Origin of the sequence: Prevotella sp. S7-1-8, assembly GCF_000758925.1 — a bacterium.
In the GTDB taxonomy this organism is placed as follows: domain Bacteria; phylum Bacteroidota; class Bacteroidia; order Bacteroidales; family Bacteroidaceae; genus Prevotella.
In genome coordinates this window covers 1-877 of the sequence record NZ_JRNC01000150.1, presented here as the reverse complement: position 1 = coordinate 877, position 877 = coordinate 1, and the positions used below count along the sequence as shown (strand labels likewise).

At 40.6% G+C, this 877-nt stretch carries 2 protein-coding genes; both read left to right on the top strand.

Annotated elements, in window-relative coordinates; genetic code table 11:
- A partial coding sequence (locus HMPREF1640_RS13055; RefSeq protein ID WP_156098820.1) for a tyrosine-type recombinase/integrase occupies positions 1-159 on the top strand: 159 nt, incomplete at its 5' end.
- A 25-nt stretch (positions 160-184) separates the two neighbouring features.
- Positions 185-877: phage integrase SAM-like domain-containing protein (locus HMPREF1640_RS12445; protein ID WP_036895449.1), on the top strand; the 693-nt coding region annotated here is incomplete at its 3' end.

The window sequence follows — 877 nt, the reverse complement described above, 5'->3', positions numbered from 1 at the left end:
ACCCTTGAACAGGGAGTGCCGATAGAAACGGTAAGCAAGATGTTGGGGCATAGTAACGTGAATATGACCGAGCGGTACGCAAAGGTTACGCCACAGAAACTATTTGTGGAATTTGAGCGTTTCCTTTCTTTTACGGAGGATATGCAGATGAGTATTTAGCAATAGTAGTATTAAAACTAAAATCATGATGAGAAGTACATTCAAGACACTGTTTTATATCAACAGACAAAAGACCAAGGCAAATGGTCTTACCTCCATACTCTGCCGTATCACGATAGATGGCAAGAACTCTGTCATTACTACAAACGAAGAATGTAAACCTGCGGAGTGGAATATTAAACAGGGGCCGACAACGGACAAGAAAATCAATCTTCGACTGCAATCATTCAGGGAACTTGTAGAAAAGACCTATCAGGAACTGCTCCTAAAAGACAGAGTAGTAAGCGCTGAACTGCTTAAAAACAGATTGCAAGGGATAGCGACCTATTCCTCTACCTTATTAGGACTTGGTAGAGCAGAACTGCAAATGGTAAAGGAAGGTGTGGGCAAGTCAAAGGCAGAAGGTACATATACTAACCTTTGCTATGCAAATAGAATGCTGTGCGAGTTTATAAAGGACTTAGAGAGTAAGGATATAGAAATCCAAAGCGTAACAGAGGAATTGTTTGAGGAATACCGCTTCTTTCTTAAAAAGAAAGGGTTGAAAGGTTCTTCTATCAACAATTATCTTTGTTGGCTGAGCCGTTTAATGTTCCGTGCGGTAAGCCAGCGCATCATTCGTTATAATCCATTTGAGCATGCAGAATATGAAAAGGTGGAAAAGGCTATCCGCTTTCTTAGTAAGAGTGATGTGAAAAACCTGATGGCAATGAAGATG